Origin of the sequence: Rhodococcus sp. NKCM2511 (assembly GCF_014905595.1) — a bacterium.
GTDB lineage: Bacteria > Actinomycetota > Actinomycetes > Mycobacteriales > Mycobacteriaceae > Rhodococcoides > Rhodococcoides fascians.
The window spans coordinates 1,531,182-1,557,331 of the sequence record NZ_BNHJ02000001.1; the positions used below are offsets into that span (position 1 = coordinate 1,531,182).

General features: G+C 64.0%; 29 protein-coding genes. 8 read left to right on the forward strand and 21 right to left on the reverse strand.

Going from position 1 to position 26,150, the window contains the following annotated elements; translation table 11 throughout:
- Positions 1 to 20: 20 nt before the first annotated feature.
- The 3 genes from JLZ96_RS06865 to JLZ96_RS06875 form a co-directional block, all read right to left on the reverse strand.
- A complete protein-coding gene (locus JLZ96_RS06865; protein WP_032364166.1) occupies positions 21 to 704 on the reverse strand; it encodes a DUF4166 domain-containing protein in 684 nt (227 codons plus the stop codon).
- A 78-nt stretch (positions 705 to 782) separates the two neighbouring features.
- Entirely contained in the window at positions 783 to 2,579 is a 1,797-nt protein-coding gene (locus tag JLZ96_RS06870; protein ID WP_201009720.1) for an ABC-F family ATP-binding cassette domain-containing protein, read from the reverse strand.
- The gene (locus JLZ96_RS06875; RefSeq protein ID WP_032364121.1) at positions 2,579 to 3,514 is read right to left on the reverse strand and encodes a 4-(cytidine 5'-diphospho)-2-C-methyl-D-erythritol kinase; all 936 of its coding nucleotides are present in this window, start codon (positions 3,512 to 3,514) and stop codon (positions 2,579 to 2,581) included. The genes JLZ96_RS06870 and JLZ96_RS06875 overlap by 1 nt, the downstream gene beginning before the upstream one ends.
- A 211-nt stretch (positions 3,515 to 3,725) precedes the next feature.
- Here JLZ96_RS06875 and JLZ96_RS06880 point away from each other — a divergent pair, with 211 nt between their 5' ends.
- On the forward strand, positions 3,726 to 4,715 hold the full coding sequence (locus JLZ96_RS06880; protein ID WP_094622328.1) for a YafY family protein: 990 nt from the start codon (positions 3,726 to 3,728) through the stop codon (positions 4,713 to 4,715).
- Between the two features lie 12 nt (positions 4,716 to 4,727).
- Entirely contained in the window at positions 4,728 to 5,543 is an 816-nt protein-coding gene (locus JLZ96_RS06885; RefSeq protein WP_201009721.1) for a DNA/RNA non-specific endonuclease, read from the forward strand.
- A gap of 10 nt (positions 5,544 to 5,553) precedes the next feature.
- On the opposite strand, the gene rsmA is transcribed toward JLZ96_RS06885, so the two are convergent.
- The 3 genes from rsmA to JLZ96_RS06900 all read right to left on the reverse strand — a co-directional run bounded on the left by rsmA (position 5,554) and on the right by JLZ96_RS06900 (position 8,505).
- Complete coding sequence (gene rsmA / locus JLZ96_RS06890) at positions 5,554 to 6,429, reverse strand: 16S rRNA (adenine(1518)-N(6)/adenine(1519)-N(6))-dimethyltransferase RsmA (protein WP_032364124.1); 876 nt, start codon at positions 6,427 to 6,429, stop codon at positions 5,554 to 5,556.
- An 18-nt stretch (positions 6,430 to 6,447) separates the two neighbouring features.
- On the reverse strand, positions 6,448 to 7,575 hold the full coding sequence (locus JLZ96_RS06895; protein WP_201009722.1) for a resuscitation-promoting factor: 1,128 nt from the start codon (positions 7,573 to 7,575) through the stop codon (positions 6,448 to 6,450).
- Positions 7,576 to 7,677: 102 nt separating this feature from the next.
- Positions 7,678 to 8,505, reverse strand: a complete 828-nt coding sequence (locus tag JLZ96_RS06900; RefSeq protein WP_032371220.1) for a TatD family hydrolase — start codon at positions 8,503 to 8,505, stop codon at positions 7,678 to 7,680.
- A 21-nt stretch (positions 8,506 to 8,526) separates the two neighbouring features.
- Here JLZ96_RS06900 and metG point away from each other — a divergent pair, with 21 nt between their 5' ends.
- Entirely contained in the window at positions 8,527 to 10,077 is a 1,551-nt protein-coding gene (metG, locus tag JLZ96_RS06905) for a methionine--tRNA ligase (protein ID WP_032364126.1), read from the forward strand.
- Between the two features lie 52 nt (positions 10,078 to 10,129).
- On the opposite strand, the gene JLZ96_RS06910 is transcribed toward metG, so the two are convergent.
- Positions 10,130 to 11,509 (reverse strand): wax ester/triacylglycerol synthase family O-acyltransferase, encoded by a 1,380-nt coding sequence (locus tag JLZ96_RS06910; protein ID WP_201009723.1) that lies wholly within the window; start codon positions 11,507 to 11,509, stop codon positions 10,130 to 10,132.
- Positions 11,510 to 11,696: 187 nt separating this feature from the next.
- On the opposite strand from JLZ96_RS06910, the gene JLZ96_RS06915 reads away from it, so the two are divergent.
- Together JLZ96_RS06915 and JLZ96_RS06920 are read left to right on the forward strand one after the other, a co-directional pair.
- The gene (locus JLZ96_RS06915; RefSeq protein ID WP_201009724.1) at positions 11,697 to 12,701 is read left to right on the forward strand and encodes an alpha/beta hydrolase; all 1,005 of its coding nucleotides are present in this window, start codon (positions 11,697 to 11,699) and stop codon (positions 12,699 to 12,701) included.
- A gap of 14 nt (positions 12,702 to 12,715) precedes the next feature.
- Positions 12,716 to 13,144: an SRPBCC family protein gene (locus JLZ96_RS06920; protein ID WP_027496068.1), complete on the forward strand. Its 429-nt coding sequence runs from the start codon at positions 12,716 to 12,718 to the stop codon at positions 13,142 to 13,144.
- A 3-nt stretch (positions 13,145 to 13,147) separates the two neighbouring features.
- On the opposite strand, the gene rsmI is transcribed toward JLZ96_RS06920, so the two are convergent.
- Complete coding sequence (rsmI, locus tag JLZ96_RS06925; protein ID WP_027496067.1) at positions 13,148 to 13,972, reverse strand: 16S rRNA (cytidine(1402)-2'-O)-methyltransferase; 825 nt, start codon at positions 13,970 to 13,972, stop codon at positions 13,148 to 13,150.
- 107 nt (positions 13,973 to 14,079) lie between these two features.
- Between rsmI and JLZ96_RS06930 the strand changes: the two genes are divergently transcribed.
- Positions 14,080 to 15,591, forward strand: coding sequence for a dolichyl-phosphate-mannose--protein mannosyltransferase (locus JLZ96_RS06930; protein ID WP_094714988.1), 1,512 nt, complete (start codon positions 14,080 to 14,082; stop codon positions 15,589 to 15,591).
- Between the two features lie 24 nt (positions 15,592 to 15,615).
- On the opposite strand, the gene JLZ96_RS06935 is transcribed toward JLZ96_RS06930, so the two are convergent.
- From JLZ96_RS06935 to JLZ96_RS06945, 3 genes are all read right to left on the reverse strand, one after another.
- The gene (locus tag JLZ96_RS06935; RefSeq protein ID WP_027496065.1) at positions 15,616 to 16,038 is read right to left on the reverse strand and encodes a DoxX family protein; all 423 of its coding nucleotides are present in this window, start codon (positions 16,036 to 16,038) and stop codon (positions 15,616 to 15,618) included.
- A 69-nt stretch (positions 16,039 to 16,107) separates the two neighbouring features.
- Complete coding sequence (locus JLZ96_RS06940) at positions 16,108 to 16,476, reverse strand: GntR family transcriptional regulator (protein ID WP_027496064.1); 369 nt, start codon at positions 16,474 to 16,476, stop codon at positions 16,108 to 16,110.
- Positions 16,477 to 16,483: 7 nt separating this feature from the next.
- Positions 16,484 to 17,152 (reverse strand): SDR family oxidoreductase, encoded by a 669-nt coding sequence (locus JLZ96_RS06945; protein WP_032385673.1) that lies wholly within the window; start codon positions 17,150 to 17,152, stop codon positions 16,484 to 16,486.
- 63 nt (positions 17,153 to 17,215) lie between these two features.
- Here JLZ96_RS06945 and arsC point away from each other — a divergent pair, with 63 nt between their 5' ends.
- On the forward strand, positions 17,216 to 17,563 hold the full coding sequence (gene arsC / locus JLZ96_RS06950; RefSeq protein ID WP_201009725.1) for an arsenate reductase (glutaredoxin): 348 nt from the start codon (positions 17,216 to 17,218) through the stop codon (positions 17,561 to 17,563).
- A 13-nt stretch (positions 17,564 to 17,576) separates the two neighbouring features.
- Here the strand turns inward: arsC and JLZ96_RS06955 are convergent, their stop codons facing one another.
- Positions 17,577 to 18,815, reverse strand: coding sequence for an arginine deiminase (locus JLZ96_RS06955; RefSeq protein WP_201009726.1), 1,239 nt, complete (start codon positions 18,813 to 18,815; stop codon positions 17,577 to 17,579).
- A gap of 64 nt (positions 18,816 to 18,879) precedes the next feature.
- Between JLZ96_RS06955 and soxR the strand changes: the two genes are divergently transcribed.
- Positions 18,880 to 19,380, forward strand: a complete 501-nt coding sequence (gene soxR, locus JLZ96_RS06960; RefSeq protein WP_135046493.1) for a redox-sensitive transcriptional activator SoxR — start codon at positions 18,880 to 18,882, stop codon at positions 19,378 to 19,380.
- Here the strand turns inward: soxR and JLZ96_RS06965 are convergent.
- From JLZ96_RS06965 to JLZ96_RS07005, 9 genes are all read right to left on the reverse strand, one after another.
- Positions 19,296 to 20,198, reverse strand: coding sequence for an SDR family oxidoreductase (locus tag JLZ96_RS06965; RefSeq protein ID WP_201009727.1), 903 nt, complete (start codon positions 20,196 to 20,198; stop codon positions 19,296 to 19,298). The two genes, soxR and JLZ96_RS06965, sit on opposite strands and share 85 nt — an antisense overlap.
- 74 nt (positions 20,199 to 20,272) lie before the next feature.
- Positions 20,273 to 20,416, reverse strand: coding sequence for a hypothetical protein (locus tag JLZ96_RS06970; RefSeq protein ID WP_201010779.1), 144 nt, complete (start codon positions 20,414 to 20,416; stop codon positions 20,273 to 20,275).
- Between the two features lie 70 nt (positions 20,417 to 20,486).
- On the reverse strand, positions 20,487 to 21,161 hold the full coding sequence (locus tag JLZ96_RS06975; protein WP_201009728.1) for a ScbR family autoregulator-binding transcription factor: 675 nt from the start codon (positions 21,159 to 21,161) through the stop codon (positions 20,487 to 20,489).
- Positions 21,162 to 21,351: 190 nt separating this feature from the next.
- Positions 21,352 to 21,669 (reverse strand): GyrI-like domain-containing protein, encoded by a 318-nt coding sequence (locus JLZ96_RS06980; protein WP_228139163.1) that lies wholly within the window; start codon positions 21,667 to 21,669, stop codon positions 21,352 to 21,354.
- 116 nt (positions 21,670 to 21,785) lie between these two features.
- Positions 21,786 to 22,238 (reverse strand): GyrI-like domain-containing protein, encoded by a 453-nt coding sequence (locus JLZ96_RS06985; RefSeq protein WP_027496057.1) that lies wholly within the window; start codon positions 22,236 to 22,238, stop codon positions 21,786 to 21,788.
- A 163-nt stretch (positions 22,239 to 22,401) separates the two neighbouring features.
- Positions 22,402 to 23,274, reverse strand: coding sequence for an SGNH/GDSL hydrolase family protein (locus JLZ96_RS06990; protein WP_201009729.1), 873 nt, complete (start codon positions 23,272 to 23,274; stop codon positions 22,402 to 22,404).
- Positions 23,275 to 23,496: 222 nt separating this feature from the next.
- Positions 23,497 to 24,399 carry a glycosyltransferase family A protein gene (locus JLZ96_RS06995; protein ID WP_308436819.1) on the reverse strand — a complete coding sequence of 301 codons (903 nt, stop codon included), beginning with the start codon at positions 24,397 to 24,399 and terminating at the stop codon, positions 23,497 to 23,499.
- A 149-nt stretch (positions 24,400 to 24,548) separates the two neighbouring features.
- Positions 24,549 to 25,169 (reverse strand): DapH/DapD/GlmU-related protein, encoded by a 621-nt coding sequence (locus JLZ96_RS07000; protein ID WP_235580006.1) that lies wholly within the window; start codon positions 25,167 to 25,169, stop codon positions 24,549 to 24,551.
- Positions 25,166 to 26,008, reverse strand: a complete 843-nt coding sequence (locus JLZ96_RS07005; protein ID WP_141214811.1) for a glycosyltransferase family 2 protein — start codon at positions 26,006 to 26,008, stop codon at positions 25,166 to 25,168. Before JLZ96_RS07005 ends, JLZ96_RS07000 begins: the two co-directional genes overlap by 4 nt.
- Positions 26,009 to 26,150 lie beyond the last annotated feature (142 nt).

The window sequence follows — 26,150 nt, forward strand, 5'->3', positions numbered from 1 at the left end:
ATCGACGCGTAACAGTAACGCTATTCGCGTGATTCGATCGAGCGCGGCCGCGCGTCGGACGGTATGTCGGCGGGACGGCACTCGCGCTCCTCGGCGGTGAACCACCCGCGATACAGGAACAACTGGCCGAGCACCGGGCTCTTGACTTCGATCTCGATGCGGTGCCGTTCCTCCGCCGCGTCCCACCATTCCCGGCCGATCGTGACCGCAGAGGCCACCTTCGGCAACTTCGGCGCAATGGGACCGAGCAGAAACCGCGGCACCTCGCTCTCGAGCACCAACCCACCGTCGGAGTCGACCGCACACGTGGTGTGCACCACCATGTCCGACGAGAACCCCAGATAGTCGAGCGCATATGCGTCGGATTCGGCGGACGACACCATCACCGAATTCATCCCCTGCGGACGCGCAGCGAACGCGAAGCGACGCACGAAAGACATTGTCTCTCGGCCTAATTCGTCGACGTACGCATAGTTGGCGATGGTGAAGGGCACATCCTTGCCCACCCCAGCAGGAAACAGGCCTCGCTTACGACCCGCCCACAGCAGCGGCGGGGGAACGAGACGCGAATGAGTCATCTCCTCCATCACACCGACCCCGAACTGAGCCCGATGATCCGAGGACTGCAAACCGAAACGCCATTGGACCTTGGGATGCAGACGAGCGAAATCCGAACCCATCACTTCTGCGACGACCGATGCCATGACCACAGTATGCGCTGCGCGCATGTGCATGAAACTTCGTAGCAGGTTACGAGTTACCACTCACATGGGCGAAGCCCTCTACTCCAGTTCGGCGGCCAATTCCATCCAGCGTTCCTCGGCGACCTCCTTGTCGGCGAGGACCTGCTTGAGTTCGGTGTCGAGGGCCACGAGCTTGTCCGGCGCAGTGGCAGCCTCGGCGAGTTCGGCGTGCAGTTCGGTCTCCCGCTTGGACAGGCGAATGACGAGCTTCTCGAGCTTGCTGAGTTCCTTACGGGCAGCCCGCTCCGAAGCCGCATCACGGGTTGCCTTCCGCGGCACCCCGCCGGTGGTCAACGAGTCCGGCGTCGCGTCGGCGGCGAGGACGGCCCGCCTGCGCAGGTAATCCTCGATGCCGCCGGGCAGGTTGGTGAGCTTGCCGTCACCGAACAGTGCCCACGTCGAGTCACAGATGCGCTCGATCAGGTACCGGTCGTGACTGATGACGACGAGCGTGCCCGCCCAGCCGTCCAGGATGTCCTCGAGCTGCTGCAGGGTGTCGATGTCCAGGTCGTTGGTCGGCTCGTCGAGCAACAGCACGTTCGGCTCGGCCATCAGGACTCGCGTCAACTGCAGGCGGCGTCGTTCGCCACCGGACAGGTCTCCGACGGGCGTGCGCTGGCGAGCTGGAGTGAAGCCCAGCCTTTCCGCGAGCTGCCCGGCGGAAATCTCCTTGTCGCCCAACGTGATCCGCTCGGCCACCTCCTTGACCGCGTCGAGGACACGCAGCTTCTTGGGTAGGTCGTCCAATTCCTGCTTCAGCCACCCGATCTTGACGGTCTGGCCCTGGATGCGCTTGCCCGCAGCGGGCTGCAGTTCACCGGCGAGCGTACGCAGCATCGTCGTCTTACCCGAGCCGTTGACGCCGACGAGACCGACGCGCTCGCCGGGAGCCAGACGCCACGTGAAGTCCTTGACCAGCTCACGGCCGTCGGGAGTTTCCAGGCGCGCGTCCTCGAGTTCGATGACGACCTTGCCCAGACGGCGCTGTGCAAAGGAGGACAGCGCGACGGAGTCACGAGGCGGCGGTACGTCGGCAATCAATGCCTCGGCGGCCTCGATGCGGTATTTGGGCTTGGACGTTCGCGCGGGAGCACCGCGGCGCAGCCATGCGAGTTCCTTGCGGGCGAGGTTGCGACGCCGCTCCTCGGATGCGTCGGCCTGACGGGAGCGCTCTGCACGCGCGAAGACCCAATCGTTGTAGCCACCCTCGTAGGTTTCGATGCCACCCCCGACGACCTCCCACGTCTGATTGGCGACGGTGTCGAGGAACCACCGATCGTGCGTGACGACCAGTAGCGCGCTCCGACGGCTCACCAGGTGCGCGGCCAGCCACTGCACGCCCTCGACGTCGAGGTGGTTGGTGGGCTCGTCGAGCACCAAGAGATCCAGATCCTGAACGAGGGCTGCTGCCAACGCGACTCGTCGGCGCTCGCCACCGGAGAGGTTGTCGATCGGCGCGTCCAGTCCGGAGCTACCGGCCGGACCCAGATCGGCAATACCGATGCCGGTCAGGATGTTTCGTACCCGCGAATCGCCGGCCCACTCGTGCTCGGCCATCCCGAGCGGATCGAGTACCACCTGACCGACCGTCGACCCGGGCGGCAACACACCACGCTGAGTGACGACGGCCATCCGTAGTCCGTTGACGCGGCTGACGCGTCCCGAATCGGGGGGTTCGATGCCGGCGAGAACCTCAAGGGTGGTGGTCTTGCCACCGCCGTTGAGGCCGACCATGCCGATGCGTTCGCCCTCCTGCACACCGAGGGAGACGCCGTCGAGCAGAGGCTTGACGCCGAAGGACTTACTGACGTTTTCGAGATTGACGAGATTGACCATCAGGAAAAACCATTCGATTCACTAGTGACCACACGAGCACCGGGAACCGGTCCACTCGCAACACGGACGGTGCGGCACACGCCTGCACCGGACAATTCAGCGCTCACCGACACCGCCGCATCGGCGTCGGCGCACAGGAACGCGCAGGTGGGGCCCGAGCCGGACACGATGCCCGCCAACGCACCCGCAGTGACACCCGCTCTCAGTGTGCGACGCAACTGCGGCATCAGCGAGACCGCAGCGGCTTGCAGATCGTTGCCCAACAGCGGGGCGAGGGCCCGCGCATCACCCGACGCAAGGGCATGCATCAGATCCTCGGTGCCGCCGAGCCTGGGCGGATCGCCCTTGGCCCGCAACTGATCGAGCTCGCCGTACACGGCAGGGGTCTGCAGACCACCCTTAGCCAACGCCAGAACCCAATGAAAGTTGTTACGCGAGAGCACCGGAAGCAACTTCTCACCGCGGCCGGTACCGACCGCAGTACCGCCGTGCAACGAGAACGGCACATCGCTACCGAGCTCGGCCGCCACCTCGTCGAGCTCGTCACGCGAGAGCTCCAGATGCCACATCGCGTTGAGCGCAACCAACGTCGCGGCAGCATCGGCACTACCGCCCGCCATGCCGCCGGCGACCGGAATGCCCTTGTCGATGGTGATCTCCACCGACGGCTCGCGCCCGACCCGACGGCCCAACAACTCGGCGGCCTTCCAGACCAGGTTCCGCGCATCCGTCGGAACGACCTTCGCGTCGTCGCCGCGCACCCGAACCGACAACGCCTTCGCCGGAACGACCGACAACTCATCGGAGAGTGACAGCGCCTGGAACACCGTCGTCAACTCGTGAAAGCCGTCGGGACGCAGGTCACCGACCGAAAGATGCAGATTCACCTTCGACGGGGCCCGAACGACAACGGGCGTGGGAACGACAGACAGCACGTTTAACCACAGTAGTGGAGAAACAGGGGCCGGGTTCACCATCAGACGGCCCACCTGGGGGTACTCAATGTCACGTTCGGTGGACTTTCCGGGGGTCAATGTCACGTTGAGTGGACTTTTCGGGGGTCAATGTCACGTTGAGTGGACTTCGGTGGGGGTCGGGTCGGTAAAGAGGACCGAAGGTGTCCGCATTCGGTGGCATTGTGTGGATATGAAGGAAACCTCGGCCCGGCTGTTGCGGCTGTTGTCGCTTCTGCAGACCCGGCGCGATTGGGCGGGTGCAGAGCTGGCGGAACGGCTCGACGTGACGCCTCGCACGCTGCGGCGCGATGTCGACAAGTTGCGCGATATCGGTTATCCGGTCAATGCGACGCCGGGCGTCGGCGGCGGCTATCAGTTGGGACCGGGTGCCGAGATGCCCCCGTTGTTGCTCGACGACGACGAGGCGTTGGCGGTGGCGTTCGGCCTGCAGTCGGCGGCCGGTGGGTCGGTGGCGGGGATCGGCGAGGCGTCGTTGCGTGCGTTGACGAAGCTGCGGCAGGTGATGCCGTCGCGCATCCGGCATCGGCTCGACGCCCTCCGGATCGACGTGGTGGAGCACACCCCGCGGTCTGCGGTGGATGCGGCGGTGCTTTCGACGGTGGCTGCGGTGTGCCACGGTCACGAGCGACTGCGATTCGACTACCGCAAGCACGACGGTTCGGAGTCTCGGCGCGAGGTGGAGCCCTACAGCTTGGTTCGGGCGGGAGCGCGGTGGTATCTGCTGGGTTGGGATGTGCTGCGCCAGGATTGGCGATCGTATCGGGTGGATCGGCTCACTCCGAAGATTCCCACCGGCCCACGGTTCACGCCGCGGGAGTTACCTGCGGGCGGCGCGGCGGCCTACGTCTCGCAGGGAATCGACCGCGCGTTCACCCAGGTTCAGGCGCGCATTCGCTTGCATGCGCCGATCGAGACGATCGCCCCGATGATCGACGAGCACTGGGGCACACTCGAATCCATCGACGACACCTCGTGTGCGGTGGTGCTCTCGGGAGACTCACTGCCGTCGATCGCCCGCTGGCTGGCGGCGTTCGACACCGACTTCACCGTGCTCGACCCGCCGGAACTGAAAGAGGAATGCCGCGTGGTCGCCGAGCGTCACGCGGCCCTCGAACGGCGATACCTCGCCGCGGTTCACCCTCCGGTAACCGACGCGTGAGTCAATGGGTCCATGACGACCCCACTCGGTTTCGACCCGACCTTCCTGGCCGACATCGACGTTCCGCTTCCGGATCGAGCAGGCCTGGTGGTTCTTCCGTACACGCATTTCTCGGTGTCCATGGACCCTGCCCGACGCCTCGCCGCGGTCACCGGCGTGAACATCGACGGCTCGAGCCTGAAAGACGTGGAGCGAGGCGATGATTGGCGTCTGGACGAGCGGCTTCCGGCAGCGCAGCAGGCGGGGAACGAGTTGTACTCGAACAACGACCTCGACCGTGGGCATCTCGTTCGCCGACGAGATCCGGTGTGGGGCGAGCTGTCGGTCGCGACGCGCGCCAATGCGGATACCTTCCACTACACGGTGTGCGCTCCGCAGACCGCCACTCTGAACCAATCGAAAACTCTGTGGCTGGGGCTCGAGGATTACGTACTGGGCCATGCCGAGCAGTACGGGCAACGACTCTCGGTGTTCAGTGGCTGCATCTTCGCCGACGACGATCCGATCTACCGAGGCATTGCCATACCGCGTCGCTTCTTCAAGATTGCCGCGTGGTCCCAGGATTCGGCACCGGCGTGTACCGGATACGTGCTCGATCAGTCGCCGTCACTCGACCCGATTCTCGACAAACCGCTACGGGTCGAGACCGATCCCCCACCGCTCGGCCCGTACCGCACGTATCAGGTTCCGGTAGCAGACATCGCGTCGGCGACCGGCTTGGAGCTGGGAAGTCTCACCGAGGCCGACCGGTACGCACCTGTCGCAGCGGCACGCGCCGAGGCGTCGAAGTGGAGCGAACTGACGCGACTGTCGGACATTCACCTGTAAGAACGAGACGTCAGGCCTCGGTAGCCGCCAGACGAACGAACGCAGCCGCGTCGATCGTTTCGCCGCGGGCTGTGGGATCGATTCCGGCCTCACGGAGTCTGCGCTCCGCGGCGACGGGTGAACCAGCCCACCCCGCGAGGGCTGCTCGTAAAGTCTTGCGGCGCTGGGCGAATGCGGCGTCGATGACAGCGAATACCGACTTCCGGTGTGCAGTGTCGGTCGGCCACGGCGGCTCGGCGTATCGATCGATGCGCACCAGCCCCGATTCCACTTTGGGAACCGGCCAGAACACCGAACGGCCTACTGCCCCGGCCCGTTTGACGTCACCGAAGAATCGGGCCTTGACGCTGGGAATGCCGTAGATCTTGCTTCCCGGTACCGCGGCGAGGCGATCGGCAACCTCCGCCTGGACCATCACCACGGCCACCCGCAGGCTGGGCAGCTCCGAGAACAGGTGGATCAGCACAGGCACCGCGACGTTGTACGGCAGGTTCGCCACCAATGCCGTCGGGTGTCCCGGAATGTCCTCGGCCCGTACGCGCAACGCGTCGGCTTCGATGACCGTCAACCGTTCGGCGAGGGTGGGGGCGCGGTCGGCCACCGTGATGGGCAGCCGGGTCGCGAGCTTGGGGTCGATCTCGACCGCGACAACGGCGTCGGCCACATCGAGCAGAGCGAGAGTCAACGATCCGAGACCGGGACCGACTTCGAGGACGGTGTCCTGAGGTCCGACACCGGCGGAGGCGACGATGCGTCGCACGGTGTTGGCGTCGTGCACGAAGTTCTGGCCGAGTTGTTTGGTGGGACGCACGTCGAGCTCGGCAGCGAGAGAGCGGACTTCGGCAGGACCGAGCAGAGCCGCAGCTCCCCTCACATGTTCGGACACGGCGGAAACTCTACGGGACTAGCGATAACCCAGACGCGAGGTGCATGCCGGCCATGCGCCCCAGCCCTGCGACTTCTGCGTCACCGATGCGATGGCGATCTGTTCTTCGCGGGTGGCGAGGTCGGCGCGCGGTGCGTATTTCAGGCCGCCCTGGCGTTCCCAGGTGTTCTGGTCGAATTGCACGCCGCCGTAGAAACCGTTGCCGGTGTTGATGGCCCAGTTGCCGGTTGCCTCGCATTGAGCAAGCGCGTCCCAGATCGCACCGTTCTCCACGGGTGGGACCTCGGTGCCGGGCTTGGCACCGACGCGAACGGTCTTCGGCTGCGCCGGCACCTTGACGACTTCGTCGATCTTCTCGCGTCCGGCCTCGACCCCGTTGACCATGTTGATCTTCCAGGTGATGTCGGAGACGCCGGGAGCGCCGGGGTTCTCGACGACGGTCTTGCTCATGTTCATCGACGGATCTTCGATGCGCTGTTCCGGGGCATCGGTGTCGGTGGTCTCGGTCTTGGTGACGGTCCGGTCGCGCGTGACGACGATCTCGGCACCGTCGGTGACGGCGGCATCCGGATCCGGCGACACGGTGTCTGCCTCTTCCAACGGCTTGCCCGCTGCTTCGAGGAATTCGCGCACGGTCGGAGCGGCGAGCGTCACCGGCGTTGCCGGACTGCCTCCGTCGACCAGCGAGACCTGCTTGGGCAGGGCCACGTCCAGTTCGGTGCCGTCGAGGGGCAACCGCTCGGAGCGAGACGCCGACACGTGGACGTCCTCGGCGAGGCCCGTCTGCTGCAGAGCTTCCTCGACGGTCAACGCAGTGGTCCAGATCTCCTCCGGCTTGCCGTCGACGTTCAGGGTGATCTCGCGAGCGCGGCGCAGCACGACGGTGTCGCCGTCACTCAGCCCGGAGTCGGGCGCGGGAACGACCAGATCCTTGTCCGACGGCGTGTAGCCGGCATCGACGAGAGCGCTGTTGACGTCGGTCTTCATCGTGCTCAGCGAAATCATGTCGCCGTCGACGTCGATGGTCACGGTTTTGTGACGGCTCACCGCCATCACGCCCCCGGCGACCAGCGTCATCAACAGGGCCGCGATGACCAGGTAGAGCGTGGTCGAACGAGCGGAGTTGAGGCGTCTGATAGTCGACAAGTTTCGTATTCCTGGCGGTTGCAAGCGTGACTTCGGGGTCGAAACGCCCGAGTTCGGTCACGGTACGGTAACGAATTAGTACCTCCGCCGCAACCCAAGGAGCTAGAGCCCGTACACCCGCTCGGCATTCGCCGTGGCATGCGCCGCCAGTTCGGCCGGGTCCTGGCCACGAACCTCGGCCAGCGCCCGGGCGGTGTACGGCAGGCAGTACGGCTCGTTGGGTGCACCGCGAAACGGATGCGGCGTGAGAAACGGAGCATCCGTTTCCACCAGCACCAACTCGTCGGGCACCAACACTGCGGCCTCACGCAGCGCATGCGCGTTCTTGAAACTGACCGTCCCCGAGAAGCTGAGAACGTAACCGGCGTCGACGCAGGCCTTGGCGGTCTCGGGCCCGCCGGAGAAGCAGTGGAAGATCACCGTCTCCGGAGCGCCCTCGGCGACCAGGACCGCGAGCAGATCCTCGTCGGCCTCGCGGTTGTGAATCATCAGCGGCTTCCCGAGGCGCTTGGCGAGATCGATGTGCCAGCGAAATCCCTCGTGCTGCTCCGCGACCGTCGCACAGTCGTCGAGCTTGCCGGGCCAGTAGTAGTCCAGACCCGTTTCGCCGATAGCGACGACGCGGGGATCGGCCGCGAGTCGTTCGATCTCGGCCTTTGCTGCGTCGTCGAGCACGTTCGCGCGGGTGGGATGGATCGCGACCGCCGCCCACACTCGCGGATCCCAGGATGCAGCGTCGACGGCGAAGCGCGCGGCGTCGAGGTCGTCGGCGATCGTGACCACCCGGGTGACCCCCACCGACTCGGCGCGATCGACGATCGCGGCCACGCTCGCGGCATCGGTCGCTCCGCAGGCATCGAGGTGGGTGTGGGCGTCGACGAGGGTGCCGACGGCATCGGGCAGCGGTGGCGCGGGACGTTCTCTACTCACGCTGGATAGAGTAGGCGCACCATGACTGCGCCAGCTGATGCCTCACGGCCACCCTTCTACGTCACCACGGCAATCGCGTACCCCAACGGAGCACCCCACATCGGGCACGCGTACGAATACATCGCCACCGACACGATCGCGCGCTTCAAGCGCCTCGATGGCTACGACGTGCGTTTTCTGACGGGAACCGACGAGCACGGCCTCAAGATGCAGCAGACCGCGCAGAACGAGGGCATCGACGTCCGCGAGCTCGCGGCGCGCAATTCCGACGCCTTCCAGGCGGCGCACGATCTGCTGCAGAGCTCCTACGGCCGCTTCATCCGCACCACCGATGCCGACCACCATGCCGCCAGCCAGGAACTGTGGCGACGGATGGAGGCGAACGGCGACATCTACCTCGACTCCTACTCCGGCTGGTACTCGGTCCGCGACGAGGCGTTCTACACCGAGGCCGAGACCACCCTGACCGAGGACGGCTCCCGCGTCGCGACCGAGACGAACACGCCCGTCGAGTGGACCGAGGAGTCGTCGTACTTCTTCCGGCTCTCGCAGTACCAGGACAAACTGCTCGAGATGTACGACGCGTCGCCCGATTTCATCGCGCCGAACACGCGCCGCAACGAGATCGTGAACTTCGTCAAGGGCGGTCTGCGCGACCTGTCGATCTCTCGGACCACATTCGACTGGGGTGTGCCGGTACCCGGCGATCCCGCGCACGTGATGTACGTGTGGGTCGACGCGTTGACCAACTACCTCACCGGTGCGGGTTTCCCCGAGACCGACTCGGAGGCGTACCGGAAGTTCTGGCCCGCCGATCTGCACGTCATCGGCAAGGACATCACGAGATTCCACACCGTCTACTGGCCGGCATTCCTGATGTCCGCAGGCATCGAGCTACCCAAGCGGGTCTTCGTGCACGGGTTCTTGAATGTCAAGGGCGAGAAGATGTCCAAGTCTCTGGGCAACGTGCTGACTCCCGACTCGTTGGTGGAGAACTACGGCCTCGATCCGGTGCGCTTCTTCTTCCTTCGCGAGGTCTCCTTCGGGCAGGACGGCAGCTACAGCCACGAGGCAATCGTCGCCCGCGTCAATGCCGACCTGTCCAACGAACTGGGCAACCTCGCGCAGCGTTCGCTGACGATGGTGGCGAAGAACCTCGAAGGACAGCTTCCGACACCGGGTGACTTCACCGCCGAGGACGAGGCGATGCTGGCCCGCGCGGACGCGCTGCTGGAGATCTGCCGCCGCGAATTCGACGTGCAGGCAATCCATTCCGCGCTCGAAGCGATCTGGTCGGTACTCGGCGAGACCAACCGCTACTTCTCGCTGCAGCAGCCATGGGTGCTGCGCAAGACCGACCCCGATCGCATGGCCACCGTGCTGTACGTGACGATCGAGGTGTTGCGCATCGTGAGCATCCTGGCCCAGCCCGTCATGCCCGATTCCGCGTCGCGCATTCTCGACCTGCTCGGGGCGTCGAACCGCGAATTCGCCGACATCGCAACACGTTCGGTTCCCGGCACCGCTCTCCCGGCCCCGACGCCGGTGTTCCCCAAGTACGAGGAGAAGTAAGCCCTTGTGAGTGGAACTTCGTAGCCCACTACGAGGTTCCACTCACGTGGGGCTACGCCGCCTTTTCGAGCTCCTCCAACGTGTTCTCCAGATGCGTGAGCATCCGCTGCAGGTGCGGCACACTGCGTCGGCACCCGATGAGCCCGAAGTTCAACGAATCGCCGTTGCTGGCGACGGTGATGTTGAGCGCTTGCCCGTCGCACACGATGGACGCCGGGTAGATGCCGTCGAGTTTCGCGCCGTTCCAGTAGAGGTCTTCCTTGGAACCCGGCACGTTGGAGATGATCACGTTGAACGGCGGCGGGGTGTAGTCGACGAATCCCGGCACCGGCCCGAACAACAACGGGGCCATGGTGATTGCACCGACGGCAAGCGCTTCGAGGGTGTTGAGCTCCCCCATCATCTGCTTGCCTCGGACGGTGGACTCCTTGATGCGTTCGAGGCGGAGCAGCGGATCGGATTCGTCGGTCCCCAGGTTGCACAGAATGGTCGTCACGGAGTTACCGGCGTCCTTGCTGTCACCCTCCTTGCGCAGCGAGACCGGCACCATGGCGATCAGTGGCTCCTCGGGGAGCGCGTTCTGATCGATGAGGTAGGCACGCAACGCTCCGGCGCACATCGCGAGCACCATGTCGTTCAGCGTTGCATCGAGAGCGGTACCGACCTTACGAATACGCTCGATCGACCAGCTCTCCGCCGCGAAGCGTCGAGCGCCGCCGATGGGCACGTTGAACATCGTCCGCGGTGCCTGCAGCGGTAGTTGTGCGCCCTGTTTCTTCAACGCGCGCAATCCGATTCGCGCGGAGGCAGGCGCGAAATCCACCAGGTCGCCGGCAATCTTGCGTCCCACCGAAAGCCCGCTACCCAGTTGCGCCAGCCGCCCGGGCTGCTCGGCGACGGCCTGATTCTTGCGCTTGCGGAACAGCGACGGGTCCCAGGTGGCCACCCCGTTGCGGTCTTCCGGATCACCGGTGAGCGTGCGCATCGACAGCTTCAGAGCGCTGACGCCGTCGACCAGCGAGTGATGCATCTTGGTGTACAACGCAACTCGGCCGTCGGCCAGACCCTCCACGATGTGCAGTTCCCACATCGGCCGGTACCGATCGAGAGGGGAACTGTGATTGAGCGATAGGAACTGGAACAGCTCGCGGATGCGCCCCGGCGAGGGCAGGACGGCCCGTCGGACGTGGTACTCGAAGTCGACGTCCTGGTCGAATGCCCACGCCAGGTTTCCCATGATCTGCACGGGCCGGGCAGGCCGTTTGCGGAACAACTCGTGTACCTCACCAGTGGTGAACTTGCGATGCACCTCCTGCGCGAACTCGTGCGGATCCCCCGGTGGAATGAACAGTTGCAACCCGCCCACGTGCATCGGGTGCTCCCGTGACTCGGCGATCAGAAACATCGATTCGGTGATGGGCATGAGTGCCATGAGCTGTCCTTTTTCCATTTGTTTTATGTCACGGTACGGCACCGAATGTGACTCAGAACACGACCTTACGTGCGCTCACGAAATCCCACCCGCTATTGTCCGTTACCAGGGGTTCCAAACAGAACGGGGATCCGACGCACGGCGCACACGCGCCCTGCAACAGCCAACGGGGATGGAGGCGACGGCTATGAATCCGGCGCTCACCGTAGTGAAAACGTCCGACGCGGCAGCCACTGCGCGCCGCCGCGATATCCGCGGAGCAAGCCTGCAGTCGCAGATCCTGTCCAAATACCTGCAGTTCACCGTGCGCCCGTTCCTGACGGTGTGGGCGCAGGCACCGTCACTGCCGTGGCCGATGGGTTTGGTCGATTACGCGGGTCTGCTCGTCCCCCAGATCAGCGGCACCACCCGCAGTCGCGTCATGCTCTCCGAATGCGAGGCCGAATGGATTCGGGCCGAGGGCAGCGGAACCGATCGTGTCGTTCTGTACATGCACGGCGGCGCCTTCGTGTGCTGTGGACTGCGGACTCATCGGCGGATGACGTCACGCGTCTCCAAGAGCGTCGACGGCGCAGTCCTGTCGGTGAATTACCGCATGATGCCGCGTAACCCGATCGCACACGCCGTCGAGGACGGGGTCGACGCCTACCGCTTCCTCCTCGATTCCGGCTATCGCCCGGACCAGATCATCATGGGCGGGGATTCGGCGGGCGGATATCTCGCTTTCATGGTCACCTTGGCTCTGCGTACCGTCGGCCTTCCGGCACCTGCCGGCATCTTCACGATGTCGCCGCTGACCGACATGGATCCCACCGGCAAGCTCACCCACGAGAACGCGGACAAGTGTTCGGTGTTCCCATCCAATGCTGTTCCTGCGCTGACTGCGCTCGCCGATCGTGTCGACGCACGCATCGTCATCGAAGGTGAACGCGGCCCACGGGTCTCACCGGTCGACGGTGATCTCGCCGGCCTGCCGCCGGTGCTGATCCAGGTCGGATCGACCGAAATGGTCTATGCCGACGCCGAACTCATGGCGCAGCGCCTCGCCGTCGCCGGAGTCGACTGCGAACTCCAGGTCTTCGAGGATCAGGTGCACGTGTTCCAGGCAGCCGATTTCGTCCCCGAAGCCCGACGCGCACTACGCGCCATCGGCGAGTTCGCCCGCAACGTCAGCCCCCGTACAGAAAGCTGAGATACCTTCTCCCCATGGCAGTCACAGTGAACAAGTCCGTCGACATCGAGGCGGACGCAGCGACAATTCTCGACGTCCTCGCCGATGTCGAAGGCATCCCCTCGTGGTCTCCCGTGCACAAGAAGTGCGAGGTGGTCGACCGCTTCGACGACGGTCGGCCGAACCACGTCAAGATGAAGGTCTCGATCATCGGTATCAACGACGAGCAGTTGGTCCAGTACACCTGGAGCGAGAACGAGGTGTCGTGGAGCTTGGTGGAGAGCACCCAGCAGAAGGCCCAGGAAGGCCGATACACGTTGACGCCCAAGGGTAACGGGACGCACGTCGAATTCGAGCTGACCGTCGACCCGAAGGCTCCCCTGCCCGGCTTCCTCGTCAAGAAGGGCACCAAGACCATTCTCGAAGCAGCGACCGAAGGGCTACGCCAGCACGTGGTGGGCTGAGCGTCACTGATCCTTGCGGGCGGCGAGAACTGCTTCGTACACCTCGCGTTTGGACACGCCTGCGACGGCCACCTGAGCGCAGGCGTCCTTCAACCGCATGCCCGACGCCACCAGCGATTCCACCTCGGCCACGAGATCCTCGGGTTCCTCGGCGACGGCGACCGCTCCTTCGAGTACGACGGTGATCTCACCGCGCACTCCGTCACGTGCCCAGTCGAGCAGCTCCCCCAGTCCGCCGCGGCGGACCTCCTCGTAGGTCTTGGTGAGCTCTCGGCACACCGCAGCGCGGCGATCTGGGCCGAGAACGTGCACCGCGTCCTCGAGACATGCGACGAGCCGATGCGGGGCCTCGAAGAAGACGATGGCACGCGGTTCGGCGAGCACCGACTGGAAATACGTGCGCCGCTGTCCCTGCTTGCGCGGGGCGAATCCGTCGAAGCAGAAGCGCTCCACCGGCAGCCCCGACAGCGCCAGCGCGGTCGTGACGGCCGACGGTCCGGGCAGGCAGGTCACCGGCAGGTCGGCGTCGACGCAGGCCGCGACCAATCGGTAGCCCGGATCGCTCACCGACGGCATGCCCGCGTCGGTCACCAGCAGTACGGTCTTTCCCTCGGCGACGGCCTCGACCAGTGCGGGTAGCCGCGCCGTTTCGACCTGGTCGTAGAAACTGACGACCCTGCCCCCGATCGTCACGCCGAGGGAGGACGCCAGTTGTTTGGTGCGTCGGGTGTCTTCGGCGGCCACGACATCGGCACTACCGAGGGCATCACGCAGGCGCTGCGAGGCATCTCCGACGTCGCCCATCGGGGTGGCAGCAAGGATGAGCATGTCTCCAGTGTCTCCCATGCGGTGCAGCGGCCTGCCGCCCACTCCGGAACACCGCCTACGATCGGTACGTGACCTTGCTGACCTCTGAGCGCTCCGGCGACCGGTCGATGGTCAGTCCCGGGCCCACCGTTGCCGCGCGCGACTGGTTCCACGACACCGACGTACGACGCGGCTGGATCGTCACCCTCGTCGTCACCGCCATCTGCGCGATCACCCGCTTCACGATGCTTCGGTACCCCACCGACGCCGGAACGCCGGTGTTCGACGAGAAGCACTACGCACCGCAGGGTTATCAGGTGTTCACCGGCGGCGGGCTCGAGGACAATCCGGCCTACGGACTGGTGGTGCACCCGCCGGTCGGCAAACAGCTGATCGCCGTCGGCGAGGCGTTGTTCGGCTACAACGGTTGGGGATGGCGTTTTTCGTCCGCGGTCGCCGGAACGCTGTTGGTACTGCTGGTGATTCGCATCGTCCGACGCCTCACCCACTCGACGCTCATCGGTGCGATCGCAGGCATTCTGCTCATCGTCGACGGTGTGACGTTCGTCAGCAGCCGCATCGGCATGCTGGACATCTTTCTGGCCCTGTTCGTCACCGCGGCTCTGGGTTGCCTGGTCGTCGACCGCGACGACGTGCGAAAGCGACTGTGGACGGTCCGGGCCGAGGGCCGCATGGACGTCAGCGATCTCGGCCCTCGAATGGGTGTGCGGTGGTGGCGTTTCGGGGCCGGCGTCATGCTGGGCCTGGCATGTGGCACCAAGTGGTCGGGTCTGTATTTCATCGCGTTCTTCGGTTTGCTGAGCGTGGCGTTCGACCTGGCTGCTCGTCGCTCGTACGGGGTTCGCCGACCGTGGCGGGGAACGGCGGTGCGCGACATCGGACCCGCGCTGTACGCGCTGGTGATCGTTCCGATCGCCGTGTACCTGATGACGTACTGGGCGTGGTTCACCTCCGAGACCGGTGTCGACCGACACGAGGTGGGCAACGGAATCGGATTCGGCGGGCCGTTCTCCTTCGTTCCCGGTGCCCTGCGGTCGCTCTGGTACTACAGCGGCAGTGTGCTCGATTTCCATGAGGGACTGACCAATTCGGCAGGTAATCGGCACCCGTGGGAATCCAAGCCGTGGACGTGGCCGATGGGCCTACGCCCCATGCTGTACTACTTCGCCGACGGCGAGAGCGTGTCGGGTTGTTCGGCGTCGTCGTGCGTGAAGGCGATCATGCTGATCGGTACGCCCGCGATGTGGTGGTTGGCCTTGCCTATGCTCGCCTGGACGCTGTGGTCCGTTCTCGTACGACGAGATTGGCGTTACGCCACTGTTCTCGTCGGTTACGGTGCCGCACTGTTGCCCTGGTTCGCGACCCTCGACCGGCAGATGTACTACTTCTATGCGGTGGCGCTCGCGCCGTTCATGGTGATGGGCTTCGCGCTGGTACTGGGCGACATCATCGGAAAAGCGAGCGCCTCGGCCGAGAGACGCGGCACCGGACTGCTTCTGGTGTGCCTGTACATCGCGGTGGTGATCGCCAACTTCGTGTGGCTGTGGCCGATCCTCACCGCGATGCCGATCACCCCGCAGATGTGGCAGGAACAATTGTGGTTACCGAGTTGGCGCTGAGCGCCCCACTCGGCTCGCTACCGACTACTGCAGAATTGCGGTCTTGCCCTTGGTGATTCCGTCGATGCTGATGCGACCGGCACCGAACGCCGCGAGCATCAGTGCGCCGACGCCGAGGGCGACGACGAGCTCGTAGCCGTTTTCGGTGGCGAACACCCCGTTCTCGAAGTGGACGAGGAATGCAGCTCCCAACATGTCGGCGAACAGCAGCAGACCGGCGATCGGGGTGAAGATGCCGAGAACCAATGCGCCGCCGCCGATGAGCTCGACGAACGTTGCGAAGTAGGCAGACGCCGTGGGTACCGGAATGTTCATCGCCTCGAAGCTGGCAGCAGTGCCGTCGAGGCCGAAGGTGTTGAGCTTCTGCCACCCGTGGGCGATGAAGACGACTCCCAGGCCGATACGGGCTACGAGGGCGACGGCGTCACGGACGAGTGTGGAGTTCATTGATAGGCATCCTTCTGGCGCGGCTGAATGGGCAGCACCACCCTGACAGAAGGAGGTTGAAGCGTCAACTTACCGGCCGCCTGCCCCTTTCAGAGCAGCTTCGAGAAACGTTCGCGCCTGGTCGTCGTCGAGACCGATAGATCTGACGGCCCGGACGAATTCCGTTGCGGCCCTGGCTGCGATGTCCCGTGACGGATCACCGCCGGACGCCACGAACGATCCGGACCTACCCCGCGTCTCGATGATTCCCTGCTGTTCGAGCTCCCGGTAGGTCTTCGCCACCGTGTTCGGCGCGATCTTCAGCTCTTCGGCAAGCCCACGTACCGTGGGGATCTTTGTGCCAGCGATGAGATCCCCGGACCGCACCAATCCCAGAATCTGCATCCGCAATTGCTCGAACACCGGGGTCGTGTTCGACGGATCGATGCTTACGCGCACGATCGCCTCATCGAACCGCGTCGACAGCGTCAGCGATGGACGTCGATCCAGATGTGAGCATCAGCGTTTTGCCGATGGCACTGCCGGTGTCGATCAGACGGGCGACGACCGCTGCCACGTCGGCACGGGTCACCTCGCCGGGGTCGAGTGGAGGCTCGGTGAGCGAAACCGAGTCCGTCGCATCCTCGTCGGTCAGCTTGCCGGGACGGAGAACGGTCCAGTCCAAGCCCGTGCGGGACGAAACATCTTCTTCCGCAGCAGTTTTGGCCCGGATGTATGCTTTCCATCCCTCGTCGAGGTCGTCCGCGACCGGCTCACCGGCCCCGAAGGAACTGATCAGCACGTAGCGGCGAACGCCGGCCTTCTCAGCGGCATCGGCCAACAACACCGCACCGGCCCGGTCGACGGTGTCCTTGCGCTCGGGACCGCTGTTGGGACCTGCACCGGCCGCGAACACCACTGCGTCGGCACCGGAGAGAACGTCGGCCAACTCGTCGACGGACGCAGACTCCAGATCGATGACCTGAGGCAGCGCACCGAGGGCCGTGACGGCATCGACGTGATCGCTGTTGCGGATGAGCGACACAGCGCGGTCACCGTGCGCCGTGAGAACCTGCGTGAGATGTTGGGCGATCTGGCCGTGCCCACCTGCAATGACAATGCGCTTGTCGGTCATGCGACTACTCCCGTTCCTGGCGTGATCTGTCGCGTTGGCTACCCGCGTGACAGGATTGCAAACATGACCCGGGCCGCAACCATCTATCACAACCCACGCTGCAACACCTCCCGCACCGTTCTGAAGATGATCGAGGATGCAGGCATCGTCCCCCAGGTCGTCAAGTACCTCGAGACGCCGCCGACCGAAGACGAACTCCGCACGCTGCTCGCCGACGCGGGACTCGAACCACGTCAGGCTGTTCGCACCCGCGAGAGCATCTACAAGGAACTCGAACTGGCGGTGGCCGACGACGAGACCTTGATCGCGGCGATGGCGGCGCACCCCATTCTGATCGAACGCCCGATCGTGGTCACCGACAGGGGAACCGTGTTGGCTCGCCCCGCCGACAAGGTCCTCGCCGTCCTGTAGAAACGCCTGTCCGTCACAGCCTTTCGCGCGACACCGGGCACGACATACACCGAGGGCCACCCCGGCCCGAGCCCAACTCGGACCCGGAGATTCGCAACACCTCGATGCCCGACGCCTCGAGCCGCGCATTGGTCTCGACGTTGCGCTCGTAGGCGACGACCACCCCCGGGGAGATGGCGAGGGTGTTGTTGCCGTCGTCCCATTGCTCGCGTTCGGCGGTCACATGATCGAGTCCGGTGTCGATCAACCGGAGTTTGCCGATTCCCATCGCATCGGCAGCGGCTTCGAGGAACGGGTCGGCGCCGCGAATACTGACGCCGGCATCCTCGCGGTGAATCGTGAACGCGGACAACGTGTCCTGAATAGCCGGATACATCACGACCGCGTCGGTGTCGACCATGGTGCAGACGGTGTCCAGATGCATGGACGCACGCTCCTGCGCGATCGGCACCACCAACACGCTCTGCGCCAGATCGTCCTCGAACAGACTGCGTGCCAACGCTTCTGCGCCCGCAGGGGTGGTGCGCTCCCCCACACCCACCGCGACCACTCCAGGAGCGAGCAGCAACACGTCACCGCCTTCGACCGGAGCGGTACGGGATTCGTACGCACGTCGCACGCCTTTGAACATGGGATGGAATGCGTAGATCAAGTCGGTCAGCGACGTTTCCCGTACTCGCGCAGGCAAGGCGAGGGAGGTGATCGCCACTCGGTTGTCGATCCAGAACGACGAGTCACGGGTGAACAGCAGATTGGGCAGCGGATCGATGACGAAGTCGCCCCCGTGATGCATGCGGCGAACCAGCGAGGCACCACTGGGCTCGGCCTCATCCGACTCGGCTTCGAGCAACTCGTCGAACGTCATGCCCGCCATCAGGATCTGGGCCAGTTCGGCTGCCGGGATACCGCGCAGGTACTGCGCGAGATCCTCGGCGAGCGCCCGTCCCAGCCGGCGGGCGTCGACGGCAGCCGAGATGCCCTGCATCCGAGCGGCACCGCTGACCGTCATCGCTTTGGTGAGGAGTTCGCCGAGCAGCAGCACCGTCACGCCGCGGCTCCGGAGCAACTCCGCGAACGCATCGTGCTCGTCCTGTGCCCGGTCCACCCACGGCAATCCGTCGAACAGCAGCTGGTCGTTGTTTCTCGGAGTCAGGCGCCGCAGCTCGTCGCCCGGGCGGTGCAGCATCACAGTGCGGAGCACACCTACCTCGGAATTGGCTCCCAACGGGCCCGCAGCGGAGTCGACGCTCATGAACGAACGGTAAACCCATTCGTCGTTCAGCGCTGGCATCCGGACCTGAAGTAATGTCGAGGTCGTGCCGATGCCCGAGTGGAACGTCCGTGAATTGACCCCAGGCCAGCTGTCGGAGCGCAGCGGCGTCGCCGTGTCCGCGTTGCATTTCTACGAGAAGCAGGGCCTGATCAGCAGTCGACGAACATCGGGCAACCAGCGCAGGTTTCACCGCGAGACTTTGCGCAGAGTGGCATTCATTCGTATCTCACAGAAGGTGGGAATCCCTCTCGCGACCATCCGTCAGGCGTTGAGCGAACTTCCCGACGAGCGAACGCCCACCCGCGAGGACTGGGCCAGACTGTCGACGCGGTGGCATCGCGAACTGGACTCGCGCATCGAGCAACTGGTTCGCTTACGGGACGACCTGACCGGGTGCATCGGCTGTGGTTGTCTGTCGTTGGCCGGCTGCGCTCTGGCCAACCCACACGACCGGCTCTCCTACTCCGGCCCCGGTGCCCGCACACTGGACGTCGACTTCGACGCCCCGTCGGCGCGACGCGGCTCGAGCAGCTTGGAGAACTGATCGTTCGCTCGTTGCAGTACGAACTCGTACGGTGGCGCAAACTTTCGCGAAATCCAGTAACCGAAGCGAATGTCGTTGGAGGAGTAGACGAGGTACTTACGCTTGGCAATGCCGGCGAGAATCGCATCGGCCACCACCGACGGTTCGACGGCACGCTTCTCGAACCGGTGCTGCAGCTTCTGCACGCGAGGATCGTCTCGATCGATGCCGGCTATCTGCAGTGTCTGCACCAGACCGGTCTTGACGCCACCGGGCACGACGAGGCTGACGCCGATTCCGTGGCGCTTGAGGTCGTATCGAAGAACTTCGGACACGCCACGAAGGCCGTACTTGCTGGCGCTGTATGCAGCGTGCCAGGGCAGAGGGATCAATCCCGCCGCGGACGAGACGTTGACCAGATGCCCACCGCGGCCCGCCTCGATCATCGGCGGCATGAATTTCTCGATGACGTGGATGGGACCCATGAGGTTGACGTCGACCATCGACTTCCAATGCCGATGTTCCAGATTCTCCACAGTGCCCCACGCCGAGATGCCCGCGACGTTCATCACAACGTCCAGGCTGCCGAACTCGGCGTGAATATCATCTGCGAAGGCGGTCACCGCGTCGAAGTCGGAGACGTCGAACGGTAAGGAGTGACTCACCGTTCCGCCCGCACGCCCGACCAGGTCGACGGTCTGGGCAAGCCCGGAGGCATTGATATCGGTGAGGAACAGTTCTGCTCCCACGGCCGCAGCCGCGATGGCCGTCGCCCGGCCGATTCCGCTGCCCGCTCCCGTGATCAACGTCTTCTTGCCGCGCAGATCGTATGTAGCCATCGAAGCTTGTTCCCCCACCGGTTGCCACGTGTCAGGTCCATTCCGACCCTACGCGGTGACGACCGACAGGGCCGTCACAATCTTTGCGACATCTCGTCTCGGTAATCGGCGACGGTGCTTTCGATACGCGTCGCCTCGTCGTCGGCACCTCGTTTTCGCGCATCGTCCGCGCGGTGCTGCAAGGTGCCGATTGCTTTCCGTAGCTCAGTGTCCGACATCCTGTGTTCCATGTCACACAGTGTGCGCCTCACGCCGGCGTGCAGCAAGCACCCCGGGCGAGAAGGAAAGTCAGACGGTGACCGAGCTCGAGTCGATGTTCTCGCGCACGAAGCTCGAGAGGCTGCGAGCTGCGAATTCACGGAAGTAGGCCAGCTTGTCGGCGGGCACCAACGATGGCAGCACGGTGTTCCACACCTTCTCCATACGCGACGGCGCATCCCCCAGACGCGACTGCGCCTCGGACACCATCAGTACTCCGGCCAGCATTTCGCACACCAGCAGTGCCGCGTTTCCGGCGTCCAGGTGGTGGGCGACGTCGCCGTGCTCGATGGCCCGTTCGAATAGGTGCTCGAAGATGTTGCCCCACGTGCCGAACACGCTTCCGCGAGCGGTATCGGACCCGTCGATCTCCATCTGCAACCGGTACATCACACGAACGAGCGGATCCGACGCTGCCAGTTCGAGAACCGAGTACGAGATTCCGATGACGGACTCGAGGGCTGGGCTGCGGCTGTCCACCAGCCCCGCGCAGGCCGTGGACACGCGCTCGTGACCTTCGTCGACGATGGCGCGAGCGAGTTCTTCCTTGGACGCGAAATGGAAGTACAGCGCGCCCTTGGTCACGCCGGACTGCGCCGACACCTGACTCAGCGTGGCATTGGCATGCCCGACGTCGAGGAAGAGATCTGCTGCAGCGCGCAGCGCCGCCGCGCGAGTGGCTTCTGCCCTGAGTTGTCTCACCATGTTGCTACACCCCTGCTCAGTCGATCGTGCGATGACATCGACACCTTGTGGTCCGCGCTGGCTCCCGGGTGCTGAACCCACGAACTCGAATTCACGTTCCCTATACGGGCTTGTCAGCGCTTGCCAATAGTAACCGGTTCGTCGGCGATTTTGTGATTCGAAAGTGACAAAAACATGAAGAAGACCTCGTTTACAAAACGATCGAAACGAAAAGTTCCACTTCTCCAGCATTCGTAACGACTTCTACTTCCTCGGCGTAAGCACGGAATAGCGTCCCGGATCGAACGCACTCGTCGACTTGCGCCCAGACGTCTTCGATCGGATCCGCGAGACCACCACTGGGCACGAACACTGCAAACACACCAGTCGGTATGGATACGAACACATCTCCCACAGCGACGTCACTCGGCGAGTCCAGCGGGACACCGACGAGTGCATTGACGGTGCCGTGCGCATCGGGGACATACACGGTGGTCACCTCCGTGGCGTCGATGTTCTTCTCGCGCACACGATCTCGGAGGAATCCCATCCATTCGCTGCAACTGGCCTCGGCACCGGGCTCCACCCGCGGTGCCACCAACCCACCGAACAATTCGGCACTGCGCGCGGTGATCCGAAAGCTCATCACGAACCGCCGGGCTGCGTGATGGCCAAATACAGGTCGACTTTGTAGGCGTGCGGGTAGCACTCGTAATCACCGGTGAACGATCGCACTATCTCCCCGTTCTCCTCGGCGTGATCGATCTGATTCCACAATCGAGTGAGAACGTCGGGAAAATAACCCACCGCGGAGAATCGGGCATATTTTGCAGACGGCACTTTTGCGATCAAATGCCCACGCGTCACCTGCCCGAGCGACGAGCACTGGTAACCGACTATCTGTGTATTGTACGATCCGATTCCAGGGGCGAAGTCCGTGTAGATCGACGCGAGCGGTCCGGCAGTCTCCTGATTGAGCACTGCGGACCACGCCTGGTTGAGGGCAGGATCGTTCAACCGCCCGAGTGCTCGTTTGGGACTGCGAACGGGGAGACCGGCGACCCACGTTTCGGGGAGGTCGACGATCTCGAACGACATTCACACTCCGTATGGAAGTTGCAGGGGCAGATCCAGCGCTCGGATCGTCGGTTCACGATATAACCCGTCAATCTACCGGGCCGACCGGTACGCAGATGATCGTTTGTTCAACAGGATGTGTCACCGGGCGTTGTCCCCGCGCATTGTCACCGACGACGCGACATCACCGACCGATTGCGTCGAGCACCAATCCCGCCATCGCAGCGCTGCCCAGCGGGGTCGGATGCAAGAACGGTGTCGGACCGAACGTCATCGAGCCCGTGAACCAGCGCTCGGAAATCGGTGCGCATGCGTCGTGGCCGACGGCCGGCCCCGCCACATCGACGAACGTCGCCCCATGCCTGACGGCACTGTCTCGAAGCACGGAATCGAACCGGACGAAGAAATCCTGCACGAACGCCGCGTCGGCACCGTGCAGATTCGAGTCCGGGAAACAGCCCTGATGGTCGAAGTAACCACCGTGACCGACCAGCACGACGACGGCGAGTGGTGAACGCTGCGTAATGGCGTCGAGTACCCCGTCCAACACCGGCCCCAGCTGCCCGAGCCTCTGATCGATCTCCTGGAGGACCACGGGGTTGTTCCGGCACCGAGGATCTTCCTGCGGCACAGGTTGCAGGCACGGCCCGATCAACTGCGCCCAATTCAGGTCGTTGCCGCCTATCGAGAGGGTCACCAGCGTCGTATGAGGCCGCAGCGCATCGATCTGAACCGGGACACGATGAGGCAGTGGCGTGTACGTGCTCTGCGGCGTGGACACGACGTGTGCGCTCGTCGCCCCACTGCACGCCACGCTGGCGAAGGACACAGGGTGCAGTGCGCTCGCGATCATGGCCGGATACGCCGCGTCGGATCGTCCACAACCGTCTCCGCCGGCATAGGACAACCACGCGGGCCCGGCAGCCCTGGAGTCGCCCAGAGCGACGTAGTGGACGGGGTTGTCGACGACGACGTCCGCCGACGCTGTCCCGACGAGCTGTCCCGTCAGCAGAGACACGGCAAGACCGACGACGAACGTCCGAACATCGAAGCGCACGACACGCCCCCGCCTGCTACACGGCCGCCCGACCGGCCCACCCCGACTCGACTCTCGGATGCCCGCGGGTCGAAGAACTACGAGACAGTAACACCGCGTCGGCGATCACGCGGGCCTGTATCGGAACCGTGGGACCGGTTCCGGGGGCGGCAGCAGATACAAGGAGTAGATCGGCGCTACCGATCGGACAATTGTCGCGTACCGCTCGAATCAGCCGTGAATTTACTCGGCCGACGCCGTGGTGGCATATTCGCCATCGCGAACAGGTGACGAATATTGTTGCGATGTCACGCCCTCGTTCGAATGCGACACCGGCAGAATTCGCGACTCGCATCCGGACAAAATTCGAGTCAACGGCCAATGCACGGTATGCAGAATCATGTCCGCGATCAACAGTCGACGCAGCGCCTTGTTCGCCAAATCGTGGTGGGCCCATGTTCGGTAGGAACTCAGCACATAATGACGATATTCGAGGGGCGGAGTCAGCAGCCGCCGACCGGACACCTCGACGCACATCGTTTTGATCAGAGCGATCTGTAGACCGACGCGGTACAGGCACAGCGAGAGATCGATATCCTCGTGCAGGTCGGTACGCAGACTCACGCGGTCGCGGGCGGCTTCCCAAGCGGAGCGGCGAATGGCGAAGTTGTTACCCGAGGCCGCCGAGACCCGTAACTCGTCGGGTTTGCGCTTGGTGGAGTAGTCCACGTACGCGCCGTACGGTGCAGCCCACGGGGAGTCGTACAGGTAGATCGGCCCGGTCACCGCCGCGTAGTCCAGTCTGCGGTCGAAGAAATCCAGAATCGACTCGGCCCAATCCGGAGCTACCCGAGTGTCCGCATCGATACGTCCGATGATGGATCCTTCGGCCCGATCGAAACCGGCGTTGCGCGCATGAACGACGCCTCGCTTCGACTCCCGGACCAGAACTATCTCCGGAAACCGTCGGCTGTAGCTCGCTACCACGCCGGCGGTATCGTCGGTGGAATTGTTGTCCACCACGATTATTTCGTGAATGTGTTCACGTTGCGCCAATAAAGCGTCCAGGCATCCACCCAAATGCGCCTGTTCGTCGAATGCGGGCACAACAACAGAAAGAGTGTTCACAACGCCAACCCCTGACACCTTTTTGGCAATGCGTAGCTCGACAATTTCCGAAGCGTATGCAAAGAGTGCCGAGCCTCTGACGCTGATGATGCTACATCATCAATTAGACGAAATAAGTCGTCCAATTTCGGATCGATAATAGTCTTTTGTCGATATCGGCAAGTGCTTTATCGATCGTTCGTCAGAGTATTGCTCTCGAAATCAGGCGTCGCGCCCGCTATGGCTCGCGCGTCGGGTAGATCGTTCAACTCCCGGCGACGAGCGGCTGGGCTGCCGACGTACACCGCGTCCGGTTCGCAATCCTTGGTCACCAACGAGTTCGCCCCGATGATGCATCCCTCACCGATGCGGACCCCGGGCATGATCACCACACCGGACCCGATCCACGTGCCTCGCCCGATGGTGACCGACTCGCCCCTCAGCAAGCCTGCCCGTCGCCACGACGGTCCGACGTCATGGGTACTGGTGATGATCCGAACGTGGTCCGCCAGGAACACATCGTCACCGATCACGATGTCGGCAACAGTGTCGAAGTGGCACCCGAAATTCACGAAGACCCCGGTGCCCATCCGTACCGACCCGCGACCCTGGATCATCGCGCCGCCGTATATCAAGCACGGCCCGTCCGTCCGGACCCCCGCCGGCCGCAGCAAGGTCGCCCGCAGAACCGCCGGAACGAACGGCAGGTTCGCCACCGACACGAGGGTTGCCTGACGCATTTGAAAGAGGGCCCACTTGACGTTCGATGAGTCGCTCGCCCAGGTCGGGATCAGGGAGCGCAGGTTCACGCGGCCTCTCGCATCCGTTCGTCGGACAGCGCACGGTCGTCGACGGGCAGTGCGCGCGAGGGCACCGCCGAGAACATTCTCGAGATGGGCCAGCGCAGCGTGTGCAGGAGCCAATCCATCGCAACGATCCGGGCCAGCTTGGCCGATGCGAGCCCATGCTCCTTGTAGGAACGGTAGCCCGCGATCGCGTAGTTCACGTACTTCACCGGAGACGTAGCCGATCGCCGGCCGGATACCGCAGCCTTCATACGGCCGTTCAGAGCAAGCGGCAACTTCTGGCCGACCAACGACAAGCACAGATCGATGTCCTCGTGCACGCAGGTCTTGTCGCTGACCACATCCCGAACCTGGTGCCAGGCAGATGCGCGGATCGCGAAATTGTTGCCCGATACCGCCAAGGCGCTGCGCACCGACGGGTCACGCTGCTCCGCTCGTGCATGTTGCCACGCCAGAGGCCGGGCCCACGGCGACTCGTACAAGTAGGTTCGCCCGCCCGCTGCCGCAACCGTGGAGTGCTCTCCGAAGAATTCGATGATGGAGCGGGCCCACCCGGGCCGGACGCGCGTATCGGCGTCTATGCGCCCGATGATGGACGACTGCACGAGATCGAAGCCTGTGTTCCGGGCATGCACGACGCCCCGATTCGGCTCGTGCACCAACTGGACCTTGTCATTGACCTCGCACAGGGTCTCGACCAGATCGAGCGTCCCGTCGGTCGAGCCGTTGTCCACCACGACGATACGGTCTATGTAGTTTCCCTGATCGAGCAGCAAATTCAAGCATTCGCCGATGTGGTCGACCTCGTCGAGCACCGGAATTACCACACTGAGAGTGTTCATTTCGATCCCCTGATTGAATTCGACACCTACCGAACGCGCAGGCACGCGTATAAAGATACGACATCAGCCACGCGAACACTAAAGTCAGCCGAAGAAGCAGCCCCAGCTCAGAGCACCGAAAACTGCAACGTGACGCGGTTAC